Raw genomic sequence first — 17,626 nt, forward strand, 5'->3', positions numbered from 1 at the left:
CTTCGCGGACGAGCCTTCAATGTGGACGACGCACTTTGCTGAGTCAGCAGTGCAACCCCATCAGCGGAATGGCTCGGCTCACGTCCTGGCAGGGATACCTTAGGCGTTCAGGTTCTGAACGCTATCCGAGCTTATGCGGCAGCTCCGGCATTCGGATTGAACAGCTCGCCGGTCTTAAGCATCGTATGCTTATCACCGCCAGTTTCCGTGCCACAGCCACGGCGGCTCTTTTGAAGCCGATCCTCTCCCGGAGATGCCGTCCCCACGTCCGCAGAGCGCTGTCGGTTGAGCTGCGCGTCAGAATGACCGCTGCCGCTTCATAGAGAAGCCCACGCAAATGGCGGTCGCCACGTCGGGATATATGGCCATCATAATCGACTTCTCCGGATTGGTAGCGGCGCGTTGTCAGGCCGATCCACGCGCCAACAGATCGGGATTTCCTAAAGTTGTCAGGCTCCTCAATAGCTGTGGCAAAAGAGGTTGCGGTGATCGCACCGATGCCCGGAATCGACATGAGGATGCGGCAGGCCTGACTCTCGCGCGCATCCCGAACCAACTGGCGACCGAGTTCGGCGGCGCGGATGCGAATGCCACGCCAGGCTTCCAGCATCGGAAGCACGATGGATGCAAGTCCGTCCTGATCAACCAGAAGGTTCCGGACGTTCTCGAAGGTGCTTCCCTTTCCGGCGGGAACAAGCAGACCGAAGGTCTTCATGACGCCGCGGATCTGGTTCGAAAGCTCGGTGGTGATCCGGACCAGCCGCGTGCGCGCCGCGACAAGCGTGCGGGTCAGCATGCTGTTGAATCCCTTCACGCGCACCTCACGAAAGAACCCGACTTCCGCGAGCTGCGCCAGACCATCGGCGTCGTTCGCGTCCGTCTTGTTCGCCGCCATATCGAGCGCCGCTTTATCATGGCGCGCATCGACGCAGATCGCCGGCAATCCTTCGGTGCGCAAAGAATGATAGAACCATACCGACAGCGGTCCCGTCTCGAACACCACGCGTTTCACGGCCGGCGCCCGCTTGCGGATGAGCGCGGCGATGACACTGGGATCAGATGCACACTTGCCGCGCCAGATCCGTTCACCTGCTCGACGGATCGAGACCGCCGTCTCTTTCATCGACACATCGAGACCGATATACTCTTCCATGGCTGTTCTCCATTCGATGCTTGGGCCCGGCGTCCAGTCGTGAGCCCGTATTTCCATCCTATCGGGGAACAGCCACCCTCCAAGACTATTGATTGTCTTTAGGGCAACACGCTCCTGCGATTACCCCATGTGGACGCCCCCTCACGGCATCGCTGTGCCAAAGTGGTGTCGTTGACCATCACTTGAACGGAGGCGTCCATGTCGGAATTTAGCATAATCGCGTTGGATCTGGCGAAGAATGTGTTCCAGATGCACGGCGCGGATGCATCAGGAACCGTGCTTTTCCGCAAGAAGCTGCGCCGGGATCAGATCCTTAAATGTCTTGCCGCGCAGCCGACGTGCACGGTCGCAACGCGACTTTGCGGCATGGCTGGGGCTTACCCCGCTGCAGCGCTCCACCGGAGGCAAGCAGAAGCTCGGCAAGACGTCACGTATGGGCGAACGAACCCTGCGACGACTACTGATCATCGGCGCGAGCGCGGCCGTGCGCTGGGCAATGCGCAAAGACTCGACAGCGGATTCTTGGCTTGCGCGCATGCTTGCCCTCAAGCCGCCCATGCTGGTGATCGTCGCCCTCGCTAACAAGATGGCGCGCATCGTCTGGGCATTGATGGCGAGAGGCGGAACCTATCGGGCTCCGGCTGCGGCGAAGTAGTTCCGCGGCAGGGACCGTGAGTGTGAGAAGGTCAACCGGAGAGTATGGCGCACGGTCACGAGACAGGAATGGGAAAACCAGATCATGGATACGCGCCTCGAGCACGCGAAGTTGAATTGGACCCGTTCCGCGAACTCCCATACGGGCCAGCGGCATGTGGCAGCCGCAACAAAAGGCCGAACACATGTCAGCGCCCGACCACGCTCCGCACTCTTCGAAAGATTCTTCTTGCACCAACGGGGGCGTCTACACATGTCCATGACGATATGGACATCGAGGCCTTCAGGAACTTGAGCATCGATCTCTTTTAAAAACTTCAAGACTCGACTGCCCGGTGGCGCTTGTAGCATTTGCCGATGACGAACCCCGAGGCGACATCGAGCGCGGCAAACAGCGTGGTCGCACCATGCCGCACATAGCTGTGCGTACGACGCTCCGGTATGCCGGGCATCATTGGCAAGACCGGCTGCTCGCGATCGAGTGCCTGAATCTGGCTTTTCTCATCGATGCTGAGGACAAGGGCTCGGTTCGGCGGGGACAGGTAAAGCCGACGATGTCGCGTGCCTTGTCGACGAGCCGCGGATCGCTCGACAACTTGAATGTCTGGCTACGGTGCGGTTGCAAGCCGAACGCCGACCACATTCGGCGGATCGTGGTGCGGGAAAAGCCAGTTTCCGCAGCCATCGAGCGGATCAACCATTGCGTCGCCTCGGCCGGCGTCGTACGCAGCGTGCGATCGATCATGGCGGCAACCTGATCGTCGTTGATGGTGCGAGGGCGGCCAGGGCGTGCCTCGTCAAGCAAGCCATCACAGCGATCCTTCAAAAATCGGCGGCGCGACTTGCCAACGGTGTGTTCGTGGAGGCCGAGTTCGGCAGCCACAGACTTGCTTGGCAAGCCATCCGCCCACCGCAGGATCGCGCGGCATCGCTCAGGAAAGCAACCGCGCAGCACGATGACGACGAACTTGCCTCTCCAAGTACGCCCGCTCCTGCGGACTCAGCACCAACGGCGCGATCGGCCGGCCTTTCCCACCTGCATTCGCCACAAGCGCTCTCCTCTCTCGAGATTCAAGCTATCAACCAATGCGACGAACTTGCGTTCCGGATGACTAGGGTCTGTACCTAAATAGTCGTCCGTGAAGAAGGACTAAGCCACTGATCGGGAATCTCGATTTGGGCTAAGGGGCATTTCCAGATTGCAAGGTTTTGATGCTTTGGGCGTCAGAACCTTGCGATTTGGTTTTCGTGGATTCCCTCGAAGCGGGAAGCATGATTCCTTGTCTGCATCGGAGGGAACGATGCGGCCGAAGAAGCACAAGACGACGGGATCGAACGATCTGTTCCGGGCTCGGCTCGACCAGATCATCAATATGAAGCACGAGCTGGTTCTGCTCGCCGGCAAGGTCGATTGGGACTGGATCGACGGCGAGATCGCGCCGCTCTACAGCGAGAACGGCAGGCCCGGGATCGAGACGCGCTTCATGATCGGTCTGCTGTTGCTCAAGCACATTTACGGGCTGTCCGATGAGGAGGTGTGCGAGCGCTGGGTCCATGACCCATACTTCCAGTTCTTCACCGGGGAAGAGTTCTTTCAGCACACGTTCCCGCACGAGCGCTCGGACCTGAGCCATTGGCGCAAGCGGCTTGGCGACAAGCTGGAGTTGCTGCTGGCCGAGAGCTTGCGGGTAGCGCACGAGGCCGGTGCATTACGCAGCCAGGACCTCAAGCGGGTTACGGTCGACACCACGGTGCAGCCGAAGGCCATCACCTTTCCGACCGATGCCAAGCTGCTGCATGCGGCCATCAAGGGGCTCAACCGCCTGGCGATCAGGCACGGCGTCAGGCTGCGGCAATCCTATGCTCGCATCGCCAAGGCCGCCGCGATGATGGCCGGCCGCTACGCCCATGCCAAACAGTTCAGGCGGCATCAGCGGCAGTTGCGTATCCTGCGTAGCCGGCTGGGCCGGATCATCCGCGACATCCGCCGCAAGATCGAAGGCCAGCCAGCACTGGAGCAGGCGTTCGCCCTCCCGCTCGGCCGGGCCACGCAGATCCGCTCGCAGCAGCAGCGCCAGCGCGGCTGGAAGCTCTATTCCTTCCATGCCCCGGAAGTGGAGTGCATCGGCAAGGGCAAGGCCAGCGCGCCTTACGAGTTCGGCGTGAAGGCCTCCATCGTCACCAACAACCGCCGGGCTCCCGGTGGCCTGTTCGTGCTGCACGCCAGCGCACTGCCCGACAACCCCTACGACGGTCACACCTTGCGGGACGTCATTGACCGCACCGAGACACTCACCGGCTGTCCGATCGAGCGGGCCTATGTCGACAAGGGATACCGCGGCCACGACGCACAAAATCCCCGTCGCGTCTTCATCTCCGGCCAGAAGCGCGGCGTTTTCGGTGTCATCAAGCGCGAGCTGCGCCGCCGCTCCGCCATCGAGCCCATCATCGGACACCTGAAGGCGGAAGGCCACCTCGGGCGCTGCTACCTCAAAGGCCGCGCCGGCGATGCCGCCAACGTCGTCCTCTCAGCCGTCGGACACAACTTCCGCCGCATCCTCGCCTGGCTGAGATATCTCTTGTGCCTGTTCCTGGCCCAGCTATGGCGCACGCTCGCCCGGCCAGCCTCGATCAATCCGGCTTCTTAACGGACGACTAAATAGCGCCACGTGATTCTCTTGCCTACGTGTTGATTCGGGGGCGAGAGAATGCGCGCTGGTTTGTTTTGGCTGAACGACAGGCAATGGGCGCGTATCGAACCGCATCTGCCGAGGGGACTGACGGGGCCGGATCGGGACGACGACCGACGCATCGTCAGCGGCATCATTCACATGCTGCAATCGGGTGCACGATGGCGTGATTGTCCACGTGAATACGGCCCTTACACGACGATCTACAATCGCTTCAATCGCTGGGCCAAGCGAGGACGATGGTGCGCAATCTTCGAAGCGCTGGCCAAGCCTGGCGAAGACGGCGTCGTACTGTCGCTCGACTCGACCTCGATTAAAGCTCACCGGTGTGCCTCCGGCGGAAAAGGGGAAGCACAATCAAGCAATCGGCCGCTCGCGCGGAGGCCGCACGACAAAAATCCATGCGCTGAGCGATCCGCTCTGCCGGCCGGTCGTCCTGCATCTGACTCCAGGCCAGGATGCCGATATCGCTGCGGCTCCCGATGTCCTGGCGCTCGCGCCACCCATGAGCGTGCTCCTCGCCGACAAAGGGTATGATGGCGACAAGCTTCGCGGCGCAATCATTCGTCGTGGCGCCAAGCCCGTAATCCCCAATAAATCTAACCGTGTCGTCATCCATCGCTTCAACAAACGCGCCTACAAAGGACGAAATGTCATCGAACGCTGCTTTTGCAGGCTCAAGGACTTCCGGCGCATCGCCACGCGATATGACAAGCTCGCCCGTAATTTTTTGGCCGCTGTTCATCTCGCCGCTCTCGTCGCATATTGGCTCAATTGAGTCTGGACCCTAGACTAGCCCCGCCGCATAGAGCGCTTTTGCGACTGACTCGAAATACTGCGAAGGCACCGGGTTGCCGAGCCTTGCCTTGCCGAGCAGCTGACGCGCCAGAACATTGTCCTCCACAATGTTGAGGCGAAGCGCGCGCGCCTCACCAAGCAGCTGTGAAGCAGCTTCACCCTCGCCACGGCAGACCAACACCGGCACACCGGTCTCGCCGCGAACATAGCGCAGACCAATCAACGTTGCCGGTCCCCGCAATATCAACGTGGCCCGGCTGATGCCGAGTGGAGCCTCGTTTGCCGACTCTTGCCGCAGCCGCCGGTGCTCGCGCTTCACCTGCGGATTGCCTTGCTGTTCCTTGTTCTCCCGCTTGGCCTCCGTTTCCGTCATGCGCATGTCCTGCATAAACAACCAACGCTGGATTAGAAGGTCAGCCAATCCGCCGACCAGAAAAGCTCCAGCGGCAATGCCAATCAGCAGTTTAACCTCGGTGAAGACGAAACCAAAACAGCCCATGCCGCAGACTGGCAGGTACACCAGCGCTTTCCAGCTCGCGGTCACGGTTAAAAAGAAGATCGCACCAAGCAAAACCACTTTAGCCAGGGTCTTGCCAAGCTCGATGGCCGAACGTTTCGAGACGATACGCTTCAAGCCTTTGATGGGATCGAGTTTCTCGAGCTTCGGCTTGAGCGGCTCCGAAGCAAACATAAAGCCGCCATTGGCCAGGACATTGGCCAGAAGAGCTGCTGTCACGGCAGCGGCGAGCAACGGAGCGACAGTGGCAATCGAAAGTTCTAGCAAGCCGCTGAGCGCTTGTGGCACCGCGCTTGTGAACGGCTGCTCCTGCAGTTTATCGACCAGCCGGACCGTCTCCTGCCACTTGTCCTCAATGGCACCCGCTCGCCACCACAGACAGCCGAAACCGGCACAGGCGCTGACGCCGCTCACTAGATCGGAGCTGCGCGCGCTCTGCCCCTTCTTGCGCGCATCGCGCAGCTTCTTGGGCGTCGGAGGAAGCTTTTTCTCCTCACTCGTAGAGCTCATTTCAACAGCTTCCTCAGATGATCGAGCATGTCGTTCGAGGTCAGGATTTCAGAACCGGCATATTCGAGCAGATAGACGGTGTAGCTGACCATAATGACCCCGAATGCAACATTCTTGATCATCGGAGAGAGATCGTTCATCTTGAGCTGAGATGCAAAACGGCCGAGCATCATGACCGAGATATCCACCAGCAACAGCAGGGCCAGAACCGGCCCGGCGACCAACAAGGTCGTCATCATGATACGATCGAGAAGGGCAAGACACTCCATTGCCCCTTGCACTGTCAAGGCAGGCAAAAACTGATAGACAGGCCACACTAGGTAGCTGCCATAAAGGCCGCTCACCATGGTCTGCAGCCCGCCGACCAGAACGAAGATCGTAACCGCCGTAACACCGAGAAAGAGCCCGGTTCCAGTCGCTTGGCTGTGCGTCGCGGGATCCTCCCCCGCAACTTGGCTTGAAATTCCTCGTTGGGTATCGATGATGTCGCCGACTGCCTGTATGCTCCATAGTGGAATACTGAGCAGGATGCCGAGCATCAGACCGACGAACACCTCCTTCACGCCAAGCATGGTAACGCTAACCAAGCGCGTGTTCGGGTCCAAGGCCTGCAGACCGAGCTTGATCTGAGCAAGGCAAGGCAGGCCAATCGCAATCGTCAGGCTTCCCCGAATGAGGCCGCTGATACGCGGCCGGGTGAAGACAGGAAGCACCAGCATGATGCCTAGGGCGCGGGCCGCACTCAGGCCGGTTGCGGCGACGAATTCGATCGAGCCCTGAACGAGAACTTGCGCCTCTGCGGGTGACAGGCCAGCCATCCAAGCTCTGCTAGTATCTTGCGGTGAGTGCCGGAAACTCGCTGAAGATGCGCTCGGCCTGGTCGATCAGCGGGGCGCTGAGAACCGGGGAAAAACCGGCGAGCACGGCGACGACAACCAGAAGCTTGACCGTCAGTGGCAGGGTTTGGTCCTGGAGCTGAGTTGCCGCCTGGATAAGGCCAATGATCAGTCCGGAGATCAGAGCTGCGAGCAACGGCGGCAGAACCCAGATCATGAAGAGCACGAGCGATTGACTGAGGTGCGTAAGGATGCTGGCTTCGTTCATGGTCAACCTCCTGGCGTGGTGTAGCTTAGTACTAGCCCGTGCATGAGACGTGACCAGCCGTCGATAGTGACGAACAGAAAGAGCTTGAAGGGGACAGATATCACTGTGGGGGATACCATCGACATACCCATGGCCATCAAAATCGTGGTGACAATCAGATCGATCGTGATGAAGGGAAGATAGAGAAGAAAACCGATTTCGAATCCCCGCTTGAGTTCGGAAATCAAGAACGACGGCACAAGAATTGAGAAATCATCTGCCGTTACGCTGCCGCGCATCTCCTCCGACCAGACATGTTCGGTGGATGACAGGAAGAAGCGGCGCTGCTCTTCATTGGTGAATTTCTTCAGATGAACACGCAGCGGCTCCTGTCCCTCCTTGGCGGCCATCACCCAGTCATCGAAACTCTGGTAGCGAAGTTGCGGATCGGTAAGGCGGTTATAGGTCTGCTCGAAGACTGGAGCGCTGATGAAGACGGTCAGGATGAGTGCCGCTCCGTAAAGGACGATGTTCGGCGGTATCGATTGAGTTCCTAGCGCATTGCGCACGAGGAAGAGAACAACCGAGACCTTGATAAAGGCTGTAGTTGTGACGACAGCAAAGGCCAGGAGACCAAGGCCGACCGTTATTGCAAGAAGCGCCAGGATGCTGGGTTGAATTTCAGTCATTAAGCGCCAACCTGCCGCGTAACCTGACGGCGAGCTCCTCGCCGATCCGCACGATGTCGCCTCGGCCGATACGTTGGCCGTTCGCAACGATATCGACCGGCCCGTCAAGATGCCGGCCAAGTTCGAACACGTGGCCTTCGTTGATGGTTCGCAAGGTTCCCAACGGCATCGGCCAGCGGCCACATTCGAATACGAGTGTGATCTCGATGCTGTCGATATCCGCCTCTGACGGGGGCTGCTGTTGCATCTGGTTTTGGGGCATCACATCTTCACTTTTTAGAGGGTGGGATCGCAAGCGGAATGGTCCTCGCAGCACCAGCCTGTCGCCGCCAATCTCTGCAGGGGCCCACAATCGGTCTGCAACGAGAACAATTTGGCCTCGCGCGAGTGGAATTGTGTCCGGGAGCAGCGCATCGCCTTGCTCTGCTTGGCGAAGAACGCCGATCGCGACGCGGAGCGAGCCGATATGGCCTGCAACGATGACCGGGAGTTCGGAAAGCAGCCTGGCCGCCTGTCGCGGTAATCGGCCGAGCAGCTCGCCGAGGACGGTGAAAGCCGGAGGCACCGGACCGTCGAACGGAGAGAATAGAAGCAGCCGAGCCTTGCTGGCGAGCTCACCATAGGCGACGTCAAATTCAAGATAAGGCTGCGTACTCCGCGCTTCCTCGGTGCGAACAAGCTGCAGATTCCGCTGCGTCATTCTTTCCAGCGCAGCAAGCAAGGGTTCAAGCGCAAGTTCCAGGACCAGCGAACGCGCCGGCTCAGAAGGTAAGGTAAGCCCATTCTGCACGGTCCGAACCAGCGCTTCCGCAAGCTTACCCGGCAAGGACAGGATCAAGGTTTCACCTTCTACTTCGAAGACGCAGTCGAGCATCGGTGCCGCAGCCGGCTCCGCCTGCCAGACGGTCCGGCTCACGCGCACAGATAGCGGCTTCTCGCCGAGGAGGCCTTGTAGAGGCGCACGCAACGCTGTGATCTCGTTAAGCCACGAGGCCACTGCGTGCGACAGGATCAGCGACGGCATGAAGGCTGCGCGCTCAGCCGGCCGGTCCGAGGCCGGTGCGGCTTCCGCGCCGCAGGCCCCGAGCTCGCGCGTGAGAGGATCTGCAATCATGCTGGCTCACCTCCCGTCTGCCCTGACGGGCCGCGCCGGTAGCGGAGCAAGACTTCATCATCAGCTTCGATTTCGGCGGCGGCTTCGAAATGAGCACTCGTGGTGCGCCGAACGTCTTGATCAATCTCACGCCATTTCTGGCTCGCCGCTGAACGCCTGGCCCAAACGGCCCTCGCCTCAAGAACCGCAGTCTCAGCTTGCGTCTGAGCAGCACGGGCATTTTCAAGAACCTGCTGCGCCGCTGCAATCTCGTCTGTGAGCCGGCCGATGATGAGATGATAGCGCCGCTGCAGCTCGCAAACAGACATCGCATCGGCTGCTAGCATCTCCCGATAGAGCTCTGCCTCGAGCTTTGCCCGGCGCTCTTCGGCATGTGTAAGATGCTCGAAAGCTCGTTGGACAGCTTGGATCGCAAGGTGGCGCTTGGCTTCCATGTTAGACAATTCACGAATGGCGCTTCGCTCCCGCATGTCCTTTACGAGCCGCAGCTTCGAGGCGTGAACGGGACTTAGGCGGTCAGACGCGATATCCATGCGATCGTCTCCTCAAAGCTGCACGCCTCACCCTGCCCCTGGCGCAGAAAGGCACGCAGTTGCTCGATCGAGGCGATCGCCCGATCGGTCAGCGGATCAGAGCCTTGTTTGTATTCACCGACCTTGATCAGGAACTCGGCCTCAGCGTACCGTGACAGCAGATCACGGAAAAAGGATGCCGCCTTGCGATGCGGCACGGACACGATCGCATCCATGACGCGGCTGCGGCTCGACAACACGTCGATCGCCGGAAAATGCTCCCGGGAGGCCAACGCGCGGGAGAGAATAATGTGGCCATCGAGGATGCCGCGTGATTCTTCCGCTATCGGATCACCCGTGCCGTCACCTTCGACAAGCACAGTATAGAAGGCCGTAATGGAGCCATGCTCGCCCATGCCGGCGCGCTCCAACAAGCCCGGCAACAGTGCAAAAACGGATGGCGGAAATCCGCGCCGGGTCGGCGGTTCTCCTGCGGCAAGTCCGATTTCACGCATGGCGCGGCTAAAGCGCGTCAAAGAATCCATCATCAGAACGACGCGAAGGCCCTGATCACGAAAATATTCGGCTAGCGCTGTCGCCATGTGGGCGCATTGGGCCCGCTCCATCGCCGAACGGTCGGAAGTCTCCACCACAACGACGGAACGGTGAAGGGCTTCGCCAAGATGACGTTCGATGAATTCACGCACCTCTCGACCGCGCTCGCCGATCAGCGCAACGATAGTGACGTCGGCCGCTGCGCCTCTTACGATTTGCGACATCAGCGTCGACTTGCCGCAACCGGCATCACCATAAATTCCGATCCGCTGACCTTCTCCGCATGTGAGAAGACCATCCAGGACACGGACGCCGAGCGGGAACGGCTGTTCAATCGCGCGCCGTTTCATCGGATTAGGCGCCCTGCCGCGCAGCGGTCTGGCTTCGCCGGCTTTTATAGGGCCCTTGCCGTCGAGCGGCCGGCCAAAACTGTCGATCACGCGGCCGAGCAAATCGGGGCCGGCAGCCACTTCCTGCATTCGCCCGGTCGTCACCACCTCTGCGCGATTGGACAGCCCCACCATGTCCCCGATGGGCGTGAGTAACACCCCATCCGGCAACAGACCGATTACCTCGGCCTCGAGCGACCATCCGCTGCGAGGATCCTGCAATAAGCACAGTTCTCCGACCCTGGCCTCCGGCAAGACGGCGTGCAGCAGCGTGCCCACGGCCCGCGTGATCCGGCCGCGGACAGCGCGTGTATCGATGTGCTTGGCGGAAGATCTTAAGGATGAGAGTGCGGCCTTTACGGTTCCTTCTGCGGCCGCGGCATGATGGGTCGGTCGTTGCACGGTCACGATTCAGCTTCCTCCGTCAAGCCAAAGCCGAGGCGCAGCGCGCGCAGCTGCGCGGCAAGCCCAAGATCGACGTTGCCGAACTCGCTCCATAAAACACATTGGTCCGCGCTCAGCGCCGGATCCGCCTCAATCCTGAGCTTCGGCCGGCCCTCAAGTCCGTCATAATCCTTGAACTCACTGGCTAGCAGGTCGGCTTTCAGTGGGGATACGTGAAGGCAGACCTCCGTGTTTTTATATCTTTGCTCGATGGCATGACGAACGCACTGGACCAGCATCTTGCCCGAATCAAATGCGCCAAGCAGATCGCGAACGATCTCAAAGACCAGTTGCGGCAATTCCCGCTCCAGAACCGCCTTGCGTTGGGCCAGTTCACAAGTCGCCTGCGCAATCAGCCGGGCCATTTCCTCTGCGCCAGCCTTTGCACCCTCGGCGCGGCCCTGCGCACGTTCCCGCTCATAAGCCAGGCGTGCCCACCCTCGAACCCGCTGCAGATGCCGCTCGGCAGCGGCCAGCGCCTGTATGGCATCGTGCCAGATCTCAAGCTGCGCAGCTGGGATCAGCGGTCCAAGAGCCCGAATCTTCGGGGCCGCGGGTGGTGCGAGGGCATCGGCCGTCATGCCCCAGCATCCTCAGTGCGCAAATGAGCCATGACGAGGGAAAGCAGCGGGCCTGCTGCGCTACGGTGCTCGGCAGTTGAGCTCTCGGCGGCCGTCCCAGCGGGCAAGCGTAGAAGCACGCGGATACGAGCAAGCGATGAAGTCTCTTCGAGCCAAGCGCCGAGACAAGCATGCCCGTCATATTCGATCTGTCGGGACAATTGCTCTGGATCGGCGATCGGGGCCGTTGCGACGGCGCAGGATAAATGCCGGACTGCGAAAGCATGCGCCTCGGCACCGATCAACTCCACCAACACAGGCAGATCGTGCCTGGAGAACAGCTTGAGGATGGAGCGTGCATGCCAAATGCCGCCCGCGAGCAGCGCAGCCCGCCGCGGATCATGCCCCAGGAGAGCATCTTCGCTCCAGTCGCCGCAGCTCACCTCCCCCTTGCTGCCCAAAAGCAGTTCGGCGAGCCTTGGCTGTAGCCTGGCACTCTGCTGTAGCCGAGCCAAAGTGGAAGGTGAAAGCAGCGGGTCAAGAAGCCCGGCGAAACGACCGGGATCGGCCGAGGCAGCAAGCTCGCGCAGCCGATCGGCTGCGAGCGTGAACGAGCGATTGGTTTTTGTGGCTGTGGTTGACATTGATGGCGGCATGAGCGTCCAGACTATGACGCATCAGCAATCATCTTGCCCGCCGCTTGGTCAGCAGACAGGCGCGAGCCCCTACCGAACACGCTCAGCTTACGCGATGATTTTCCAAACTGACGCATGCGCGGGCCCAGCAATACGCAAGCGACGATGCCGAATACCGCTCCGGCGCTTCCTACAGCAAGCGCAAGTAACGGCGATGAGCCGGCTCTTGCTGACTGAGCCACAGGGACTCCCGGACCGGCAGACTGCTCGACTGGAGCGCGCTCGACCGGCACGAAGACAACGGCGACCTTGTCATAGGACAGCCCTTCAATGCTGTTTGCGACGAGCATCTTGATCTGCGGCAATAGTGCCGAAAGCCTCGCGCTGGAGCCATGTCGAATGAAGACCGATGCCGAGGATGGGGTCGCACCTTGCCGCAACAAGTCGTTCTTCGGCAGAACGACGTGAACGCGTGCTGAAAGGACGCCATCTATATCGCTGATCGTGCGCGACAATTCTTCGCTTAGAGCATAAACGTATCGTGCCCGCTCCTCGATCGGCGAGGCAACGAGGCCCGATCCCTTGAACACCTCGCCGAGATTCTTGAAGGATTGGCGCGGCAGCCCCTCAACATTGAGCAGGTCAATCGAATAAGCGAGCTGCTTTTCCTCGACCTGGATTGTGCTGGTTCCGTCCTTGGCGACAACACGGACAGCATCAACGCCCTTGCCAAGGAGAAGCGCGAGCATCTCATTAGCCTCGCGCTCCTGAATTTTGGTGTAGAGATCGGTCTTACAGCCGATCAGCGAGAGGAGAAGGGGCATAGCAAGAAACACGCGAAGCCGTCGCCACGATTGACGGCCGCCGGAGCTCCCCCTCTTCATATCGCCAGTCATCAGCTTACTCAGCCGGCCGATAGCAGCTTGTTTAGCGACGAGCTGACGGCGCTGGTGCCCTTGGAGACGAGGGAAACCTGAACAACGTCTTTGTAGACGTCTCGCAGATTCGTCATCATCGATTCGAAATCAGCTCCAACCGGCTTAACAGCCGCATTGGCTCCGGCGTTATCCGCCGGCAAAAGTGGCTGCGCAGCCGGCCCAGGCTGCACCCCATTTACGACAGCCGGCGCAATCGCCGGAGAAACGGCTCGACCCTGGTAGATGCCGGAAAGGGTTTGGAGGATTCGGTCGCCCGGCGGACTTGCCAGCACATTCGTGCGCTGGACCTCCAATATCGGAGGAGTCGCTGCGGGTGGATTCGCGGTCGGGAAAGGCGACCCCTGATTGGGAGCTACTTGCGCCAGGGACTGCTCGAAACGCGCCTGCTCGCCAGCAGCTGCCGGAGAGCAGGCACCGGAAAGACAACCGGCTGAACTGGGAGGGATCGGCGTTGCGCCTAACAACATGGAGTGTGTCATTGTGCTGGTTTGATGACCTAAGCTTTAGCCGATGAACCGATCAAGTTCATAGGCTGCCGAGCTGACGAAAACCTGACGGAGATCAGGTTGACTTGGTCATCTAATGATCACGTTTGGCTTCCAAGCTGCGGCGAAACTCTAACTTCATAATGAGCGGAAGGCGTCAAGGAATGCTCGCGCGGTCCACGGTGGTACATATCTTAAAAAGAACTTTTTGTGCCGGTGTTCTCATCTGTGTCGGAATTTTGCGCACGTCTGCTGCATCCCTTTCGCTGCCGCCCGCCCCTTATAGCTACACCGTTCTCGATCAGGATCTTGCTGCGGCGCTGCAGGAGTTCGGAAACAATCTCAATATCAGGGTCAATGTCAGCGCCGACGTCAGGGGCCGGATTCGTGGACGAATGCCGGACCTGCCGCCACGAGAATTCCTTGACCGTTTGACTGCTTTGTACAATCTCCAGTGGTACTATGACGGACTTGTCCTTTACATCTCCGCCGCCCAAGAGGCGCAAAGCCGGCTCATTGTATTGAACCCAATCAGCTTCGATGCGCTCAAGGCCGCGCTCGACGCGCTCAACATCTCGGATGAGCGCTATATCGTGAAACCTGCCCCGGGAGAGGGCCTCATCCTTGCTTCTGGCCCACCCAGATTTGTTGCGCTGGTGGACCAGACCCTCAAGGGCCTTGTGGCGGAAGCGCAGGCCCGGCGCAGTCCCGCCGCCGAGAGGTCACAACACGAGTCGGTTTTGATGTTGTTTCGCGGCTCCTCGAGCACGGTCTTCCGGGACGGGCGGCCGGAAGCTTCTCCCGAAACGCCGCTTCATGGGGGCGCTGTGCGCGAAGCCGGTCCAGGCCAGAAGTGATGGTCGAAGATGCAAGACCGCTCCGACTGAAGTCGCATCCGATCGTCAGCTTTTCGAAAGCTAAAGCCCCCAGCATGAGCCTGCGAGGTCTTGACGGCTGCCCTGCTTGAGGCAGCCCGATAGATGGATAAGAGACCGGATGCTCGAGGGAAATTGGGTAGCGCTGCCTTCACGCAGTGCGAGGCATTAAAGATCAATGTGGGCCTCCGCACGCGCGCTTCCGAGCTAGCTGAGGCTTCGCATAGCTCAATGCGCGTCATCAGTTGGAAGGAGAAACAGGGTGGATTTCAATGCAGTCGCCCCGGCGAATACGAGCCCGGAGCCCGACACAGCACGGACGGCTACAGATGCAACCGAGTTCGAGCGGCAGCTCAGCGGTTCAGAGGCTCCCGCTTCGGCGCAGGGAGTCGCCCATCCAGTGCTGCAGGGCGAGGCTTATTCACCCTATCTCGACGCGGGCCATCCCTACTCTCCATACTTGGAGACAGGACACCTCTATCCGCCTTACCCAGATTTAGCGCATCCCCTTGGGCCAGACTCGGGTTGGCAGGATAATCTATATGCCGCGCCTGCGGCCGTCGCTGCGCCAGAGCCGGACAACGGCCAGCAGCATCTCTCGCCGCAGGCCATAGCTCAGGCGATCGAGGAACATCCCGGCTTCGATCAAGATGTGATATGGCAGACTCTGGATGTCGGCCCATCGGAAGCCGAGCCACGGCACGGTGAGCCTCAAGCGGGGACATCGCATGCAGGACCATCGCGCACCGCCCCTTTTTCAGGATGAGCCGCCGCACGCCGGCCCCTCGCATGCCCGGCCATTGCAGGCGGGACCGCCCCAACCTGGGTCTTCTGAAGCTCCGCCAGAAAGGACCGCGAGGCGATCCATGTCGTCGAGATGAAGGTAAGCGCGTTGCGGATCAGGATAGTCTGGGTATGACCGGCCCCCCTAAATACCTTCAACATACCGGTTGTTAGAACCAGCACAGTTCTTCGCACAAACCTCCAAACACCGGACCACCTGAGATCACTCGGGGCACGAATCGCGGCATCAATCCGGCCTCACTCTTCGTCAGCTTCTTGCAAGCTGCCCCTGCTAGCACGAAAGGAATAGGTCATCTCGCGGCACCGCCGCTATCTGAGTTTTATGACATGGACACAGGCGCAGCCGATATCGCAGCAACGGCGCCAGACGCTGGCACAAACACCGATAACGCCGCGAACGGCGGCGACAACTCGCACGCAGCATTGTTGCAGCGGGCCTTCGAAAAAGCTCTGGTTGCCGTCGCTACCCAGGTCATAAGCGATACCCAGTCAGACATGGATGACGCTATGAGCGAGCTAGATGATGGCTGAAGGCCGGATTATCAGACGCGCACAGGGAGGACCTGACGGACGGCAAGCCGAACCGAAAACGATCGGGTGAAGCAGGCGGACTTGGCAACAGCAGCCGCTAGACCGTCTTAGGTGATCCTCCAGGCAGGCGGTGCGGCCGTTCTGCAGGACCTCGCAACTTTCGGAAGACGCCGCAGCGACTTGCTCATGCCGCCGTGTCACATATTCTTCGATGAGGGTTCATCAGGAGCGCTCTTTAGCCAGGGCACCAGACGTTCTAAGCGAGCCCGAGCGCTCCCCGCCGATGAACTTCGTCATCTATTATCCTCGATTGGTTCTGCAGCCGCCCGCGAGATCGTGCGCTAGTCACATGAATCTAAAGTTCGCCACATAAAGTCTGCTGGGCTTTGTGGCAAAAGCGTTTGACGGAAGCCAAGATCTGGTCTGCGGACTTGGTCCATTTGAAGGGCTTCGGGTTGTTGTTGTGCAATTCGATGAAGGTACGGATGTCGGCTTCGAGCTGCCTGACGGAGGTGTGAACACCTCGCCGGATCTGCTTTCTGGTGAGTTCAGCGAACCAGCGCTCGATCTGATTGATCCACGACGCGGAAGTCGGCGTGAAGTGGACATGATAGTGCGGCCGGCGAGCGAGCCACGCTTTAATCTTGGGGGTCTTGTGGGTAGCGTAGTTGTCCATGACGATATGGACAGCGAGCCCCTCAGGGATTTGAGCGTCGATCTCTTTGAGAAACTTCAAGAACTCGAGCGCCCGATGGCGCTTGTAGCATTTGCCAATGACGAAGCCGGAAGCGACATCGAGCGCGGCAAACAGCGTGGTCGTACCATGCCGCACATAGCTATGCGTGCGACGTTCCGGCACCCCAGGCATCATCGGCAAGACCGGCTGCTCGCGATCGAGTGCCTGGATCTGGCTTTTCTCATCGACACTGAGGACAACGGCTCGGTTAGGCGGCGACAGATAAAGCCCGACAATATCGCGCACCTTATCGACGAATAGCGGATCGCTCGATAGTTTAAATGTCTGGCTGCGGTGCGGCTGCAAGCCGAACGCCGTCCACATTCGGCGGATCGTGGTGTGAGAAAAGCCAGTATCCGCAGCCATCGAGCGGATCGACCAGTGCGTTGCGTCGGGCGGCGTCGTACGCAATGTCCGCTCGATTACCTCGGCAACCTGATCATCGTCGATGGTTCGAGGGCGGCCCGGGCGGGCTTCGTCAAGCAGGCCATCACAACGATCCTTCAAGAATCGGCGGCGCCACTTGCCGACGGTGTGTTCATGGATGCCAAGTTCGGCAGCCACAGACTTGCTTGGCAGACCATCTGCACACCGCAGGATCGCGCGGCATCGCTCAGATAGCGATCGGGCTACACGATGACGACGAACTTGCCTCTCCAAGTACGCCCGCTCCTGCGAACTCAGCACCAACGGCGCGATCGGCCGGCCTTTCACACCTGCATTCGCCACGAGCGCTCTCCTCTCTAGAGATCCGAGCGATCAACTAATGTCACGAACTTCCGTTCCAGATGACTAGAGAGATCCTCCGAGATTTTCCGGAACATAGGCAGACTTGGCGCTCGCTGCGCCCATATCTGCAGAACTCCGGGGACCGCTACCCCTCAGCATCGAGGCATGTTGCTGCTGCCTGATCCTGAGTTATGGCGTATTTGTCGCTACGAATTGGCGCCAAAG

General features: G+C 59.9%; 16 protein-coding genes and 4 pseudogenes. 5 read left to right on the forward strand and 15 right to left on the reverse strand.

The annotated features are described in order from the left end of the window. Positions 1-131: 131 nt before the first annotated feature. A pseudogene (locus tag LPJ38_RS36820) lies at positions 132-1,153 on the reverse strand (IS110 family RNA-guided transposase). A 349-nt stretch (positions 1,154-1,502) separates the two neighbouring features. Here LPJ38_RS36820 and LPJ38_RS36825 point away from each other — a divergent pair. After that, positions 1,503-1,808: pseudogene (locus LPJ38_RS36825) on the forward strand (transposase); the annotation flags it as partial. A 254-nt stretch (positions 1,809-2,062) separates the two neighbouring features. Here LPJ38_RS36825 and LPJ38_RS36830 read toward each other — a convergent pair. Further along, positions 2,063-2,856, reverse strand: a pseudogene (locus LPJ38_RS36830) (IS630 family transposase); the annotation flags it as partial. Positions 2,857-3,108: 252 nt separating this feature from the next. Here LPJ38_RS36830 and LPJ38_RS36835 point away from each other — a divergent pair. Then, on the forward strand, positions 3,109-4,455 hold the full coding sequence (locus LPJ38_RS36835; protein ID WP_011084757.1) for an IS5-like element ISBj5_B family transposase: 1,347 nt from the start codon (positions 3,109-3,111) through the stop codon (positions 4,453-4,455). Between the two features lie 38 nt (positions 4,456-4,493). Next, positions 4,494-5,275 (forward strand): annotated as a pseudogene (locus tag LPJ38_RS36840) (IS5-like element ISBj2 family transposase). Positions 5,276-5,284: 9 nt separating this feature from the next. Here LPJ38_RS36840 and LPJ38_RS36845 read toward each other — a convergent pair. The 11 genes from LPJ38_RS36845 to LPJ38_RS36895 are packed head-to-tail and all read right to left on the reverse strand — an operon-like array spanning position 5,285 to position 13,720. After that, positions 5,285-6,322 carry an EscU/YscU/HrcU family type III secretion system export apparatus switch protein gene (locus LPJ38_RS36845; protein ID WP_011084630.1) on the reverse strand — a complete coding sequence of 346 codons (1,038 nt, stop codon included), beginning with the start codon at positions 6,320-6,322 and terminating at the stop codon, positions 5,285-5,287. After that, entirely contained in the window at positions 6,319-7,140 is an 822-nt protein-coding gene (gene sctT / locus LPJ38_RS36850; protein WP_011084629.1) for a type III secretion system export apparatus subunit SctT, read from the reverse strand. Before sctT ends, LPJ38_RS36845 begins: the two co-directional genes overlap by 4 nt. A gap of 10 nt (positions 7,141-7,150) precedes the next feature. After that, the gene (locus tag LPJ38_RS36855) at positions 7,151-7,426 is read right to left on the reverse strand and encodes an EscS/YscS/HrcS family type III secretion system export apparatus protein (RefSeq protein ID WP_011084628.1); all 276 of its coding nucleotides are present in this window, start codon (positions 7,424-7,426) and stop codon (positions 7,151-7,153) included. A 2-nt stretch (positions 7,427-7,428) separates the two neighbouring features. Then, entirely contained in the window at positions 7,429-8,094 is a 666-nt protein-coding gene (sctR, locus tag LPJ38_RS36860; protein ID WP_011084627.1) for a type III secretion system export apparatus subunit SctR, read from the reverse strand. After that, on the reverse strand, positions 8,087-9,208 hold the full coding sequence (gene sctQ / locus LPJ38_RS36865; RefSeq protein WP_011084626.1) for a type III secretion system cytoplasmic ring protein SctQ: 1,122 nt from the start codon (positions 9,206-9,208) through the stop codon (positions 8,087-8,089). Before sctQ ends, sctR begins: the two co-directional genes overlap by 8 nt. After that, positions 9,205-9,741 carry a hypothetical protein gene (locus tag LPJ38_RS36870; RefSeq protein ID WP_095425549.1) on the reverse strand — a complete coding sequence of 179 codons (537 nt, stop codon included), beginning with the start codon at positions 9,739-9,741 and terminating at the stop codon, positions 9,205-9,207. Before LPJ38_RS36870 ends, sctQ begins: the two co-directional genes overlap by 4 nt. Next, the gene (gene sctN, locus LPJ38_RS36875) at positions 9,717-11,072 is read right to left on the reverse strand and encodes a type III secretion system ATPase SctN (protein WP_011084624.1); all 1,356 of its coding nucleotides are present in this window, start codon (positions 11,070-11,072) and stop codon (positions 9,717-9,719) included. The genes LPJ38_RS36870 and sctN overlap by 25 nt, the downstream gene beginning before the upstream one ends. Beyond that, positions 11,069-11,689 (reverse strand): type III secretion system stator protein SctL, encoded by a 621-nt coding sequence (sctL, locus tag LPJ38_RS36880; protein ID WP_011084623.1) that lies wholly within the window; start codon positions 11,687-11,689, stop codon positions 11,069-11,071. Before sctL ends, sctN begins: the two co-directional genes overlap by 4 nt. Then, a complete protein-coding gene (locus LPJ38_RS36885) occupies positions 11,686-12,324 on the reverse strand; it encodes a nodulation protein (protein ID WP_011084622.1) in 639 nt (212 codons plus the stop codon). The genes sctL and LPJ38_RS36885 overlap by 4 nt, the downstream gene beginning before the upstream one ends. Positions 12,325-12,335: 11 nt before the next feature. Then, positions 12,336-13,199, reverse strand: a complete 864-nt coding sequence (gene sctJ / locus LPJ38_RS36890) for a type III secretion system inner membrane ring lipoprotein SctJ (RefSeq protein ID WP_011084621.1) — start codon at positions 13,197-13,199, stop codon at positions 12,336-12,338. An 8-nt stretch (positions 13,200-13,207) separates the two neighbouring features. Next, complete coding sequence (locus LPJ38_RS36895) at positions 13,208-13,720, reverse strand: nodulation protein NolB (protein WP_085968164.1); 513 nt, start codon at positions 13,718-13,720, stop codon at positions 13,208-13,210. A 170-nt stretch (positions 13,721-13,890) separates the two neighbouring features. Here LPJ38_RS36895 and LPJ38_RS36900 point away from each other — a divergent pair, with 170 nt between their 5' ends. Then, entirely contained in the window at positions 13,891-14,583 is a 693-nt protein-coding gene (locus LPJ38_RS36900) for a secretin N-terminal domain-containing protein (protein WP_231088537.1), read from the forward strand. Between the two features lie 556 nt (positions 14,584-15,139). Here the strand turns inward: LPJ38_RS36900 and LPJ38_RS36905 are convergent. Beyond that, the gene (locus tag LPJ38_RS36905) at positions 15,140-15,316 is read right to left on the reverse strand and encodes a hypothetical protein (protein ID WP_161966260.1); all 177 of its coding nucleotides are present in this window, start codon (positions 15,314-15,316) and stop codon (positions 15,140-15,142) included. A gap of 416 nt (positions 15,317-15,732) precedes the next feature. Here LPJ38_RS36905 and LPJ38_RS36910 point away from each other — a divergent pair, with 416 nt between their 5' ends. After that, on the forward strand, positions 15,733-15,936 hold the full coding sequence (locus tag LPJ38_RS36910) for a hypothetical protein (RefSeq protein ID WP_011084616.1): 204 nt from the start codon (positions 15,733-15,735) through the stop codon (positions 15,934-15,936). A 355-nt stretch (positions 15,937-16,291) separates the two neighbouring features. On the opposite strand, the gene LPJ38_RS36915 is transcribed toward LPJ38_RS36910, so the two are convergent. Next, the gene (locus tag LPJ38_RS36915) at positions 16,292-17,401 is read right to left on the reverse strand and encodes an IS630-like element ISBj5 family transposase (RefSeq protein ID WP_011085265.1); all 1,110 of its coding nucleotides are present in this window, start codon (positions 17,399-17,401) and stop codon (positions 16,292-16,294) included. Between the last annotated feature and the right edge of the window lie 225 nt (positions 17,402-17,626).

This window comes from Bradyrhizobium daqingense, assembly GCF_021044685.1.
GTDB classification, from domain to species: Bacteria; Pseudomonadota; Alphaproteobacteria; order Rhizobiales; family Xanthobacteraceae; genus Bradyrhizobium; species Bradyrhizobium daqingense.

Excerpts from the sequence above, each read along its gene's own strand:
- LPJ38_RS36835 (WP_011084757.1), top strand. The coding sequence starts at position 3,109 with ATGCGGCCGAAGAAGCACAAGACGACGGGATCGAACGATCTGTTCCGG.
- LPJ38_RS36845 (WP_011084630.1), bottom strand. The coding sequence starts at position 6,322 with ATGAGCTCTACGAGTGAGGAGAAAAAGCTTCCTCCGACGCCCAAGAAG.
- sctT (WP_011084629.1), bottom strand. The coding sequence starts at position 7,140 with ATGGCTGGCCTGTCACCCGCAGAGGCGCAAGTTCTCGTTCAGGGCTCG.
- LPJ38_RS36855 (WP_011084628.1), bottom strand. The coding sequence starts at position 7,426 with ATGAACGAAGCCAGCATCCTTACGCACCTCAGTCAATCGCTCGTGCTC.
- sctR (WP_011084627.1), bottom strand. The coding sequence starts at position 8,094 with ATGACTGAAATTCAACCCAGCATCCTGGCGCTTCTTGCAATAACGGTC.
- sctQ (WP_011084626.1), bottom strand. The coding sequence starts at position 9,208 with ATGATTGCAGATCCTCTCACGCGCGAGCTCGGGGCCTGCGGCGCGGAA.
- LPJ38_RS36870 (WP_095425549.1), bottom strand. The coding sequence starts at position 9,741 with ATGGATATCGCGTCTGACCGCCTAAGTCCCGTTCACGCCTCGAAGCTG.
- sctL (WP_011084623.1), bottom strand. The coding sequence starts at position 11,689 with ATGACGGCCGATGCCCTCGCACCACCCGCGGCCCCGAAGATTCGGGCT.
- LPJ38_RS36885 (WP_011084622.1), bottom strand. The coding sequence starts at position 12,324 with ATGCCGCCATCAATGTCAACCACAGCCACAAAAACCAATCGCTCGTTC.
- sctJ (WP_011084621.1), bottom strand. The coding sequence starts at position 13,199 with ATGACTGGCGATATGAAGAGGGGGAGCTCCGGCGGCCGTCAATCGTGG.
- LPJ38_RS36895 (WP_085968164.1), bottom strand. The coding sequence starts at position 13,720 with ATGACACACTCCATGTTGTTAGGCGCAACGCCGATCCCTCCCAGTTCA.
- LPJ38_RS36900 (WP_231088537.1), top strand. The coding sequence starts at position 13,891 with ATGCTCGCGCGGTCCACGGTGGTACATATCTTAAAAAGAACTTTTTGT.
- LPJ38_RS36910 (WP_011084616.1), top strand. The coding sequence starts at position 15,733 with ATGGACACAGGCGCAGCCGATATCGCAGCAACGGCGCCAGACGCTGGC.